Raw genomic sequence first — 12,219 nt, forward strand, 5'->3', positions numbered from 1 at the left:
GCCCCCTCCCACATTGGATTAATCTTTGTTGTGACGCTTGCGCACCAGTTTCATCACCACCACAAAAAACACCGGCACGAACACCACCGCCAATGTCGCGGTGATCATCCCGCCAATCACCCCCGTACCAATCGCCTGCTGGCTCGCCGAGCTGGCACCGGTGGCAATCGCCAGCGGCACCACGCCGAGGATGAACGCCAGCGATGTCATGATGATCGGGCGCAGGCGCAGGCGCGCCGCCTTCAAGGTGGCGTCGATCAGGTCTTCACCCTGCTCGTACAGGTCCTTGGCGAACTCGATGATCAGAATCGCGTTCTTCGCTGATAAACCGATGATGGTGATCAAGCCGACCTTGAAGAACACATCGTTGGGCATGCCGCGCAGGCTCACGGCCACGACCGCGCCGAGCACGCCCAGCGGCACCACCAGCAACACCGAGGTCGGGATCGACCAGCTCTCATACAAGGCCGCCAGGCACAGGAACACGATCAGCAGCGACAGGCCCAGCAGCAACGGCGCCTGGGAACCGGACAACCGTTCCTGCAACGACAACCCCGTCCATTCCTGGCCCAGGCCCGCCGGCAACTGGCTGACCAGGCGCTGGATTTCGTCCATCGCCTCGCCGGTACTGTGCCCCGGCGCCGCTTCGCCGCTGATGGCGATGGCCGGGTAGCCGTTGTAGCGGGTCAATTGCGTCGGGCCCTGGGTCCATTTGGCTTCGACAAAGGCAGACAACGGCACCATCTTCCCGGCGTTGTTGCGCACGTTGATCTTCATCAAGTCCGCCACCTGGCTGCGCTGGTCGCCTTCAGCCTGCACCACCACACGCTGCATGCGGCCCTGGTTGGGGAAGTCATTGATGTAAGCCGAACCGATGGCCGACGACAGCACATTGCCCACATCGGCGAACGACACGCCCAGCGCATTAGCCTGCTTGCGGTCCACTTCCAGCTGCACCTGCGGCGCTTCGGCCAGGGCGCTTTCGCGCACGTTGGCCAGGACCGGGCTTTTACCGGCAGCCTCCAGCAGCTCGGTGCGCGCGGCCATCAACCCCGCATGGCCGACGCCGCCGCGGTCCTGCAGACGGAACTCGAAGCCGCTGGAGGTGCCCAGGCCGTCTACCGGCGGCGGCAGGATCGCATAGGCAATCGCATCCTTGAGCTCGCTGAAAGCCATGTTGGCGCGGTCGGCAATCGACGCCGCGGAGTCATCGCCGCCGCGTTCCGACCAGTCCTTGAGCGTGGTGAACGCCAGCGCCGCGTTCTGCCCGGAGCCGGAGAAACTGAAACCCATGATCATGGTGGTATCGCCCACGCCCGGCTCACCGGCGTTGTGCGCCTCGATCTGCTCGGCCACCTGCACCGTGCGGTTCTTGCTGGCACCCGGTGGCAGCTGGATATCGGTGATGGTGTAGCCCTGGTCTTCCACCGGCAGGAATGAGGAGGGCAGGCGACTGAACAGCAGCCCCAGGCCCACCAGCAATACCAGGTAGATCAGCAGGTAACGGCCGCTGCGCTTGAGCGCATAGGCCACCCAGCCTTCGTAGCGGTCGGTGAGCTGTTCAAAGCGTTTATTGAACCAGCCGAAAAAGCCACCCTTGGCATGGTGCTCGCCCTGGGCAATCGGCTTGAGCAAGGTGGCGCACAGCGCTGGCGTCAAGGTCAGGGCCAGGAAGGCCGAAAACAGGATCGAGGTGGCCATCGACAACGAGAACTGCTGGTAGATCACCCCCACGGAACCGGGCATGAACGCCATCGGCAGGAAGACCGCGACCAGCACCAGGGTGATACCGACAATGGCGCCGGTGATCTGGCCCATGGCCTTTTTCGTCGCCTCCTTGGGCGACAGGCCTTCAGTGGCCATGATCCGCTCGACGTTCTCCACCACTACAATCGCATCGTCCACCAGAATGCCGATCGCCAGCACCATGCCGAACATGGTCAGCACGTTGATTGAAAAACCCAGCAACAGCATGGTGGCAAAGGTGCCCATCAACGCAATCGGCACCACTAGCGTGGGGATCAGGGTGTAGCGCACGTTCTGCAGGAACAGGAACATCACCGCGAACACCAGCGCCATTGCCTCGAGCAGGGTGTAGACCACCTTGGTGATCGAGACTTTGACGAACGGCGAGGTGTCGTAGGGAATCTTGTATTCCACGTTGGCCGGGAAATAGCGCGACAGTTCGTCCATCTTCGCCCGCACCAGGGTCGCGGTGTTCAGCGCGTTGGCCCCCGGCGCCAGCTGCACGCTGACGGCGGTGGACGGTTTGCCGTTCAGGCGCGTGGAGAACTGGTATTCCTGGCTGCCGACTTCAACCCGCGCCACATCGCCGATGCGTACGGTGGAGCCGTCAGGGTTGGCCTTGAGCACGATGTCGGCGAACTCCGCCGGCGTCGACAGTTGGCCCTTGACCAGAATGGCGGCGGTGATTTCCTGGGTGTTGGTGCCCGGCAAGTCGCCGATGCTGCCCGCCGACACCTGGGCATTCTGCGCGCTGACGGCGGCATTCACATCGGCCGGGGTGAGGTTGAAACCGATCAGCTTCTGCGGATCGATCCAGATGCGCATGGCGCGCTCGGCGCCATACAACTGGGCCTTGCCCACACCGTCCAGGCGCTTGAGTTCGTTCATCACGTTGCGCGCCAGGTAATCGCTGAGCGCCACATCATCGAGCTTGCCGTCGCTGGACGTCAGCGTGACCAGCAGCAGGAAGCCGGCCGAGACTTTCTCCACCTGCAAGCCTTGTTGCGTCACTGCTTGCGGCAGGCGCGGCTCTACCGCCTTCAAGCGGTTCTGCACATCCACCTGGGCCATTTCCGGGTTGGTGCCCGGCTGGAACGTGGCGGTAATGGTCGCCGAGCCGAGGCTGCTCTGGGACTCGAAATACAGCAGGTGATCGGCGCCGTTGAGCTCCTGCTCGATCAGGCTGACCACGCTTTCGTCCAGGGTCTGGGCCGAAGCGCCAGGGTATACCGCGTAGATTTCTACCTTTGGCGGCGCCACGTTGGGGTATTGGGCCACCGGCAATTGCGGGATCGCCAGGAAGCCGGCCAGCAAGATGAACAGGGCCACCACCCAGGCGAAAATCGGGCGGTCGATAAAGAACTGCGGCATGGCGGGTTATTCCTTCACGAGCGGGCTGTCGTCCACTTCAACTTTTTCACCGGGGCGCGCATGTTGCAGGCCCTCGACGACAATGCGGTCACCGGGCTTGAGGCCGCTGCTGACCACCCAGCGATCGTCGATCACTGCGCCCAACTCCACCGGCTGCTGGCGCACGCTTTGCTCGCTGTCCAGCAACAGCACCATCGGGATGCCGGCGCTGTCGCGGGTGATGGCGCGCTGCGGCACGCTGAGGCCTTGCTGGTCGACGGCTTGTTCCAGGCGCACCCGCACGAAGCTGCCGGGCAGCAGGTCGAGGTCCGGGTTGGGAAATTCGCTGCGCAGAATGATCTGCCCGGTGCCCGGGTCGACACTGATCTCGGCGAACAGCAACTTGCCCGGCAACGGGTACAGGCTGCCGTCATCCTGGATCAGGGTGGCCTTGGCCTGGTCCTGACCAACCTGCTGCAAGCGACCGGCGCGAAACGCGCGGCGCAGGTCATTCAGCTCGCGGGTCGACTGAGTGAGGTCGGCATGGATCGGGTCCAGTTGCTGGATGATCGCCAGCGGCGTGGCTTCGTTCTGGCCGACCAGGGCGCCTTCGGTCACCAGCGCACGGCCGATGCGCCCGGAAATCGGTGCAGTCACTGTGGCGTAACCCAGGTTCAACCGGGCCCGCTCGACGGCGGCCTTGTTGGCGGCGACCTCGGCGTTGGTCTGGCGCAGGGCAGCGCGGGCGTTGTCGTACTCCTGGCCGCTGATGGCGTTGCCTTCCACCAACTGGCTGTAGCGCTGCTCCTGCAGGCGCGCCTGGAACGCATTGGCCTCGGCTTTACTTAGGTTGGCCTGGGCGCTGTCGAGGTCGGCCTTGAACGGGGCCGGGTCGATGCGAAACAGCACGTCGCCCTGTTTCACGTCATGGCCTTCGTTGAAGACCCTTTGCATCACCACCCCGGCCACCCGTGCGCGCACCTCGGCCATACGCGGCGCAGCGATGCGCCCGCTCAATTCGCTGGTGATGGACAGGGGCTTGGCCTGCAGCGTCTCGATGCGCACTTTGGCCAGGGGCACTTGCGGCGCCTCGGCTGTGGAGTTGTCACACGCGCTCAGCGCCAGGGTGAGCGCCAACAGGCAAAACGGCGCAAACAGATTCTTCGACATGCTCTTATCCCAATATTGACTGGCGCATCCTAAGGTCACCTGCGCCGTGGTGCTGTGAAGCTGTGTAGTGCGTCTGTGAAGAAATGTAAGGTACGGCGCGCGGGGCGTCGGGGGCGTATATCCTTGCACAACCCTGCTTGCAATGAAGATCAAATGTGGGAGGGGGCTTGCCCCCGATGACAGGGTGCCAGCCGACTTTTGATTAGCTGACACACCGCTATCGGGGGCAAGCCCCCTCCCACATTGGATTTGTGTACGGCACTCCACTGTATTTTCTGGAAACACCTTCATGCCCAACATCCTGCTGGTGGAAGACGACGCCGCGCTCTCCGAGCTGATTGCCAGCTACCTGGAACGCAATGGCTACCACGTCAGCGTGCTCAGCCGGGGCGACCAGGTGCGCGAACGCGCGCGCCTGAACCCGCCGGACCTGGTCATCCTCGACCTGATGTTGCCCGGCCTCGACGGCCTGCAGGTCTGCCGCCTGCTGCGCGCCGACTCGGCGGGCCTGCCGATCCTGATGCTTACCGCCCGCGACGACAGCCACGACCAGGTGCTGGGCCTGGAAATGGGCGCCGACGATTATGTGACCAAACCCTGCGAGCCACGGGTGCTGCTCGCCCGTGTGCGCACCTTGCTGCGCCGTAGCAGCCTGTCGGAACCCCAGGTGGCCAGCGACCGTATCATCATGGGCAACCTGTGCATCGACCTGTGCGAGCGTACCGTGACCTGGCGCGAGCAGGCGGTGGAGCTGTCCAGCGGCGAGTACAACCTGCTGGTGGTGTTGGCGCGACATGCCGGTGAAGTGCTCAGCCGCGACCAGATCCTGCAGCGCCTGCGCGGTATCGAATTCAATGGCACCGACCGTTCGGTGGACGTGGCCATCTCCAAGCTGCGCCGCAAGTTCGATGACCACGCCGGTGAAGCGCGCAAGATCAAGACCGTGTGGGGCAAGGGCTACCTGTTCAGCCGTTCCGAGTGGGAATGCTGAGCCATGTTTCGTGTCCTGCTGCGCCTCTACCTGATCACCATCGTCACCTACAGCGCGGCGATCTACTTGATCCCCTCCCTGGTGATCCAGCTGTTCGAACACCGTTACATGAACTACAACATCGAGCAGACCCGCGGCCAGCAGAAGCTGATCGTCAAGCAATACGTGCGCGCACCGGTGGAGCGCTGGTCACAGGTCACCGAGCAGCTGGGCCACGATTTTGCGCCGTTGAAGGTGCAATTGCTGCTGCGCCAGGATGCGCGCTATACCCCGGCGGAAGAAAAACTGCTGGAACAGGGCAAATCGGTGGTGCGCCTGGGGGAATGGGGCTGGATGGAGGAAATCAGCTCGCCGATCAATGAGCAATTCGTGGTCAAGCTGACAGTACCGCCCGATCCGTTGGACATGAACGTGCTGTATTGGGCGATCAACGTGCTGATCGTCGCGGCGCTGCTCGCCTGCCTGCTGGTGTGGCTGCGCCCGCACTGGCGCGACCTGGAACGCCTGAAAAGTACCGCCGCGCAATTGGGGCGGGGCAACCTGGCCGAGCGCACGCTGATCCCCGCCAGCTCCAGCATCGGCAGCCTCGCCTCGGTGTTCGATACCATGGCCGACGACATCGAACACCTGCTCAACCAGCAGCGCGACCTGCTCAACGCGGTGTCCCATGAACTGCGCACGCCGCTGACCCGCCTGGATTTCGGCCTGGCCCTGGCCCTGGCGGAGGACTTGCCTGCGGCCAGCCGGGAGCGCCTGCAAAGCCTGGTGGCGCATATTCGTGAACTGGATGAGCTGGTGCTGGAGTTGCTTTCCTACAGCCGCCTGCAAAACCCGGCGCAGGAGCCGGAGCGCGTGGAGGTGGTGCTCGACGAATTCATCGACAGCGTATTGGGCAGTGTCGACGATGAACTGGAGAACCCCGAGATTGTTATCGACGTGGCGCTCGACTGCGCCGTGGAGCGCTTCAGCCTCGACCCGCGCCTCACCGCCCGCGCCCTGCAGAACCTGTTGCGCAACGCCACGCGTTACTGCGACAAGCGCATCCAGGTCGGCGTCAGGGTCTGCCCCAACGGCTGTGAAATCTTCGTGGAGGATGATGGCATCGGCATTCCGCCGGACCAGCGCGAGCGCATCTTCGAACCGTTCTACCGCCTGGACCGTAGCCGCGACCGCGCCACCGGAGGTTTCGGCCTGGGCCTGGCCATCAGCCGGCGGGCCCTGCAAGCCCAAGGCGGCAGCTTGACCGCCGAGGCTTCACCCTTGGGCGGCGCGCGGTTTCGTGTGTGGTTGCCTGCCGTCGATGCAGCGATTAGAAAATAACCGCGAGACGGCGCACACTGTGGCCCCCGCTTTACCCGAAGAGAGATTGGCAATGACTGGTGTCCACGCGTCCGCTCAGCAAGGTTTCTCTACCCAGGCCCGCACTTACGCGCAAGGTCGCCCCGGCTATCCGCGACAACTCACCGGCTGGCTGGCCGACGCGCTGGGCATCGATGCCCACTCGACCGTGATCGACCTGGGGGCCGGCACCGGCAAGTTCACGCGCCTGCTCAGCAGCCTGGCGCCGACGCTGATCGCCGTCGAACCGGTGATGGAAATGGGCGCCCAGTTGGTCAAGCTGCTGCCGGGCGTACGGCTGGTCAATGGCACGGCCGAATCCATGCCTTTGGCGTCCGCGAGCGCCGACGCGGTGGTCTGTGCCCAGGCCTTCCACTGGTTTTCCAGTGAGGCGGCGCTGGCGCAGATCCACCGTGTACTCAAACCCGAAGGGCGTTTGGGGCTGGTGTGGAATGTGCGTGATGAGTCGGTGGACTGGATCGCTGCCATCACGGCCATCATTACTCCCTACGAGGGCGACACCCCGCGTTTTCATAGCGGACGTTGGCGCGAGGCTTTCACTGGTGAGTATTTTTCCGCCCCTGAACTGACCTGCTTTGCCTATCAGCATGTCGGCAGCCCGAAGGAAGTGATCATGGACCGCATCCTGTCTGTCAGCTTTATCGCCGCATTGCCTCCCGCAGAAAAAGCTGGCGTCACGGCGCAATTGCAGCAACTGATCGACACCCATCCCGCCTTGAAGGGCCGTGACACCGTGGCTTTTGCGTACCAAACCCAGGCGTATGCCTGCCAGCGATTAGCAGAAAAGGCATAAAGTCAGATCATATTGATATAAGTGGTTATAAGAAAAATCGCTATCCTGCCGCCAGAATTTTATAAGGCCGCAGGTAGCTGTAATGGATGTGGGTAATGTGGGTTTCGTGGTTGCCGGCCTGATCGTAGGATTTATCGTGGGCATGACCGGCGTGGGTGGCGGCTCCCTGATGACGCCGATCCTGTTGTGGTTCGGCATCAACCCGGCCACCGCCGTTGGCACGGACCTGTTGTATGCCGCCATTACCAAATCCGGTGGTGTGCTGGTGCACAGCAAGAACCGGAACATCGACTGGACCATTACCGGCTGGCTGACCCTGGGCAGTGTGCCTGCGGTGCTGCTGACCCTGTGGTTCCTCGCCAGCCTGCACACCGACCCCAGCGCCATGAACGCGGTGATCAAACAGGCACTGGGTGTGGTGTTGCTGCTGACGGCCCTGGCGATCCTGTTCAAGCAACGCTTGTTGGCGTTCGCCCAACGCCATGCCGGTGACGACTATCACATGCGCCCGCGCAACCTGAATGCGCTGACCGTAGTAACGGGTGTCGTCCTTGGCACCATGGTGGCGCTGACCTCCATCGGTGCCGGCGCGCTGGGTACCGTGGCACTGTTCATCCTGTACCCGTTCCTCGCCACGCGCCGACTGGTGGGCACCGAGATCGCCCATGCCGTGCCGCTGACCCTGGTGGCGGGCCTGGGCCATGCGAGCATGGGCAATATGGACTGGCACCTGCTGGGCTTTTTGCTGATGGGCTCGCTGCCGGGCATTTACCTGGGCAGCCACATGACCGGCAGGATCCCGGACGCGGTGCTGCGTCCGTGCCTGGCGGTGATGTTGATGGCGGTGGGCTACAAACTGGCGTTCTAAAAATGTGGGAGGGGGCAAGCCCCAATCTCCTGTAGGAGCGAGCTTGCTCGCGAAAAACGTCAACGATAACGCGTGCTTCCTGAATAAACGCGGTGCCTGTGAGTTTTTCGCGAGCAAGCTCGCTCCTACAAAAAGCCTTAACTGACTGGCATTAGGGCAAGCCCCATGCCACACATATGGAACCGGCCTCAGGCCTTGGCCGGGCCGTTGCCAATTTGCCAGACAAACGGCGGCTCAGTGCCGTTGATCACCCAGTCACCGACGATCCGTGCCTTGTAGATCAGCGGATTGTGCGACGCCACCGTCCGCGCATTGCGCCAGTGCCGGTCCAGGGCCTTGCCTTGGCGCACATCCGAGGCCCCCAACGCGTTGAACAATTGGCTGGTGGCACGCTGGATCAGTTCCGAGACCACCACCTGGGCCGTCGCCGATTCGATCTCGGCCGCCACGTTAGCCTCGCGCTCGGCGACCTCATCCCCACCAAATCGTGCCAGATAAGCCCGTTGCGCCGGCAGCGCGGCCTTCAACGCGCTGGCCTGGGCGGCGTAAACCAGTGCGGCGACTTCGCCGACCACCTGTTGAACCTGCGCGTCCTGGCTGACGTGCGGGGCATTGCCGTGGCTGTAGATGCGCTTGCGGCTGCGTACCTGCTGGGCCACGTCGTTGAGCGCGGCACGGCCGATGCCGGCCAGGGTGGCCAGCAACACCAGTTGATAAAACGCGGTCTGGTATTTAAAGCGCTCGGCAAAGTCGATCACGTTGTGCGCTTCGACGACTGCATCGGTAAAGCGCGTGGTGCCGCTGCCGGTGGTGCGCTGGCCAAAGCCGTCCCAGTCATCGCTTTGCACCACGCCTGGCTGGCGCGTGCGGGTGGCGGCGATCACGTCGCCGCCGGTGTCGCTGCGCTGGGCGTACACGTCGATCCAGTCGGAAAACAGGCTGCCGGTGCTGTAGAACTTTTCGCCGTTGAGGGCCCAATCGTCACCGTTGGGGCTGACCTGGGTGACCACGTCGCCAATTGCGACAGTGCCGATTTCTGTCCAGGCGCAGCCGACGAGGTCGCCGTCGACGAAGCGCTTGAACCACAGGTCTCGGCCCGCGCCCGGCGGCGCGTTCAGGCGGTCTTCGGCAAACGCGAAATGCCCGCGCAGGGCCTGGGGCACGTTGGAATCGGCGGCGGCGAGTTCCACCAGCAGTTCGAATAATTGCGGCAGGGACGCGCCGCCGCCGCCATATTCCACCGGCACCCGCACCGCGCCAAAGCCGGCTTCTTTCAACCAGCGGATCGGCTCATGGGGCAGGGTGCGGCTGTGCTCGCGTTCTACCGCGCCGTCGGCGATGCGCTGGAAGATCGGACGGAAACGCTCGGCCAGGGTGGTGTAGTCGACGCCGATGGACAGCGGGTTGATGACGTGTTGCTCGGTCATGGGGGTGGGCTCCTGGGCAGTGATCAAGTCCCAGGGTGGTTGCACAGTCCGTGCCGGGCACGCCGGCCCGTATTTACGGCGCGGGGATGCCCGCCGCTGTTGCTCCAGCAACAGCATTTGGACAAAGCGCAGCGATCCATGACAGTCGCGGCACGCCGTGCAAACCCCGGGTTTTGCGCCGCAACCCACACGCCCAGGGCGTTTAACCGTGACTGGCACGCTTGCTGCTCAAGCCCTGGGTACATCCCTGTGTGCGAGGAACCGTTCAATGAGTCAGCAAGCCGTAAAATTTGCCTATTGGGTGCCCAACGTCAGCGGTGGGTTGGTGGTCAGCAAGATCGAACAACGTACCCACTGGGGCATCGACTACAACCGTAAACTGGCGCAACTGGCCGAAGCCGCCGGCTTCGAGTACGGCTTGACCCAGATCCGCTTCACTGCCGGCTACGGCGCCGAGAACCAGCACGAGTCGGTGGCCTTCAGCCACGCGCTGCTGGCGGCGACCACCACCCTCAAGGTGATTGCGGCGATCCTGCCGGGCCCGTGGCAACCGGCGCTGGCGGCCAAGCAACTGGCAACCATCGACCAGCTCACCAACGGCCGTATCGCGGTGAATATCGTCAGTGGCTGGTTCAAGGGCGAGTTCCAGGCGATCGGTGAACCCTGGCTGGAACACGATGAGCGCTATCGCCGCTCCGAAGAATTCATCCGCGCCTTGAAAGGCATATGGACCCAGGACGATTTCACCTTCAAGGGCGACTTCTACCGCTTCAACAACTACACCCTCAAGCCCAAGCCGCTGGGCCAGCCCGAGGTGTTCCAGGGCGGCAGTTCGCGGGCGGCGCGGGACATGGCCGCGCGTGTGTCGGACTGGTACTTCACCAACGGTAATACCCCGGAAGGCATCAAGGCCCAGGTCGATGACATCCGCGCCAAGGCGGCGGCGAATAACCATTCGGTCAAAATCGGTGTCAACGCCTTCGTGATCGCCCGCGACACCGAGGAAGAAGCGCGTGCCGTGCTCGCCGAGATCATCGATAAAGCCGACCCGGAAGCGGTCAACGCCTTCGGTGACGCGGCCAAACAAGCCGGCAAGTCATCCCCGGAAGGCGAGGGCAACTGGGCCAAGTCCAGCTTTGAAGACCTGGTGCAGTACAACGACGGCTTCAAGACCAACCTGATCGGCACGCCGCAGCAGATCGCCGAACGCATCGTGGCGCTTAAAGCGGTGGGCGTGGACCTGGTGCTGGCCGCTTTCCTGCATTTCCAGGAAGAAGTGGAGTACTTCGGCAAACGCGTGTTGCCGCTGGTGCGTGAGCTGGAGGCCAAGGCCGCGATCAAGCAGGTGGCTTGAAGTTCAAGCGGACGCTTGCAGCGTCAATACTTCGAACCCATCGGCCGTCACCGCAACCGTGTGTTCCCATTGCGCCGAGAGACTGTTGTCCTTGGTCACCACCGTCCAGCCATCCTTGAGGCTGCGCACCTTCGCGCTGCCCTGGTTGAGCATCGGTTCAATGGTGAACACCATGCCTTCACGCAGCTCCAGCCCCGTGCCGGGACGGCCGAAGTGCAGGATTTGTGGCTCCTCGTGCATTTCCCGGCCAATGCCGTGGCCGCAGTATTCACGCACCACGCTATAGCCGTTGGTGTGTGCATAGTGCTGGATCGCATGGCCAATATCACCCAGGCGGGCACCGGGCCGCACCTGGCGGATGCCCGCCCACATGGCCTCGAAGGTCATCTCCACCAGGCGCTGCGCCTTGGGGGAGACAGTGCCGATCATGTACATCTTGCTGGAGTCGGCGATAAAGCCACCTTTTTCCAGGGTAATGTCGATGTTGATGATGTCGCCTTCCTTGAGCAATTGCGTGGCGCTGGGCATGCCGTGACACACCACTTCGTTGATCGAGGTATTGATGCAGAAGGGGTAGTCATATTGCCCGAGGCTGGCCGGGCGGGCTTTGAGCTCCTGGCGGATGAAGGTTTCGACGGCGCTGTCCAGCTCCAGGGTGGAGCGGCCGGCGACGACAAAGGTGTCGAGCATGCTGAACACCTGGGCCAGCAGGCGCCCGGCTTCGCGCATGATCACCAGCTGTTGTGGCGTCTTGATCATTGGCTGCGCCCTCGGATCAGGTCGGGTTTGTCCAACAACAGCTTGTTGATCAGCTCGTTGTAGGGCAGGTGAGGATTGAGTTCAGCCAGCAGGCCGATCTTGATCCAGAACTCGGCCTGGGCGTTGATGGAACGGTCCATCGCGGCGCTGGCCAGGCGCAGTTGTTCGTGCAGTTGGTCGGTGATCTTGACGATGCCCATAAGCTTCACTGTGTTGGGTTGATATACGAAGCGTATATGTTTCGTATGGTTTGCGTAAGTCCCTCTCGACTCAACGGCGACAGGTGAATTGGTTGCCATATGTTGCTGGAAAAACCGGCCCGCGCACGCATCCTGTGGGTTAAACGTTTAATCGAAGTGGTTCGGCGAGGATGTAGACAGTCAGATTTTCCATATATAAGCG

At 62.9% G+C, this 12,219-nt stretch carries 10 protein-coding genes; 5 read left to right on the forward strand and 5 right to left on the reverse strand.

What is annotated here, in order from left to right; genetic code table 11:
• Positions 1-18 precede the first annotated feature (18 nt).
• Both C4J91_RS11455 and C4J91_RS11460 read right to left on the reverse strand, forming a co-directional pair.
• Complete coding sequence (locus C4J91_RS11455) at positions 19-3,117, reverse strand: efflux RND transporter permease subunit (protein WP_124362413.1); 3,099 nt, start codon at positions 3,115-3,117, stop codon at positions 19-21.
• Positions 3,118-3,123: 6 nt separating this feature from the next.
• The gene (locus C4J91_RS11460) at positions 3,124-4,266 is read right to left on the reverse strand and encodes an efflux RND transporter periplasmic adaptor subunit (protein WP_124362414.1); all 1,143 of its coding nucleotides are present in this window, start codon (positions 4,264-4,266) and stop codon (positions 3,124-3,126) included.
• A 289-nt stretch (positions 4,267-4,555) separates the two neighbouring features.
• On the opposite strand from C4J91_RS11460, the gene C4J91_RS11465 reads away from it, so the two are divergent.
• The 4 genes from C4J91_RS11465 to C4J91_RS11480 all read left to right on the forward strand — a co-directional run bounded on the left by C4J91_RS11465 (position 4,556) and on the right by C4J91_RS11480 (position 8,277).
• The gene (locus tag C4J91_RS11465; protein ID WP_124362415.1) at positions 4,556-5,257 is read left to right on the forward strand and encodes a response regulator transcription factor; all 702 of its coding nucleotides are present in this window, start codon (positions 4,556-4,558) and stop codon (positions 5,255-5,257) included.
• A gap of 3 nt (positions 5,258-5,260) precedes the next feature.
• Complete coding sequence (locus C4J91_RS11470; RefSeq protein ID WP_124362416.1) at positions 5,261-6,577, forward strand: ATP-binding protein; 1,317 nt, start codon at positions 5,261-5,263, stop codon at positions 6,575-6,577.
• 52 nt (positions 6,578-6,629) lie between these two features.
• Positions 6,630-7,409 (forward strand): class I SAM-dependent methyltransferase, encoded by a 780-nt coding sequence (locus C4J91_RS11475; RefSeq protein WP_124362417.1) that lies wholly within the window; start codon positions 6,630-6,632, stop codon positions 7,407-7,409.
• An 82-nt stretch (positions 7,410-7,491) separates the two neighbouring features.
• A complete protein-coding gene (locus tag C4J91_RS11480; RefSeq protein ID WP_124362418.1) occupies positions 7,492-8,277 on the forward strand; it encodes a sulfite exporter TauE/SafE family protein in 786 nt (261 codons plus the stop codon).
• 188 nt (positions 8,278-8,465) lie between these two features.
• Here C4J91_RS11480 and C4J91_RS11485 read toward each other — a convergent pair whose 3' ends face one another.
• Positions 8,466-9,704, reverse strand: coding sequence for an acyl-CoA dehydrogenase family protein (locus C4J91_RS11485; protein ID WP_124362419.1), 1,239 nt, complete (start codon positions 9,702-9,704; stop codon positions 8,466-8,468).
• A gap of 268 nt (positions 9,705-9,972) precedes the next feature.
• Here C4J91_RS11485 and sfnG point away from each other — a divergent pair, with 268 nt between their 5' ends.
• Positions 9,973-11,058 carry a dimethylsulfone monooxygenase SfnG gene (gene sfnG / locus C4J91_RS11490; RefSeq protein WP_124362420.1) on the forward strand — a complete coding sequence of 362 codons (1,086 nt, stop codon included), beginning with the start codon at positions 9,973-9,975 and terminating at the stop codon, positions 11,056-11,058.
• Between the two features lie 3 nt (positions 11,059-11,061).
• Here the strand turns inward: sfnG and map are convergent, their stop codons facing one another.
• Entirely contained in the window at positions 11,062-11,817 is a 756-nt protein-coding gene (gene map / locus C4J91_RS11495; RefSeq protein WP_124362421.1) for a type I methionyl aminopeptidase, read from the reverse strand.
• The gene (locus tag C4J91_RS11500) at positions 11,814-12,017 is read right to left on the reverse strand and encodes a ParD-like family protein (protein WP_124362422.1); all 204 of its coding nucleotides are present in this window, start codon (positions 12,015-12,017) and stop codon (positions 11,814-11,816) included. Before C4J91_RS11500 ends, map begins: the two co-directional genes overlap by 4 nt.
• Positions 12,018-12,219 lie beyond the last annotated feature (202 nt).

Source organism: Pseudomonas sp. R3-52-08 (genome assembly GCF_003851745.1).
Taxonomy (GTDB): domain Bacteria; phylum Pseudomonadota; class Gammaproteobacteria; order Pseudomonadales; family Pseudomonadaceae; genus Aquipseudomonas.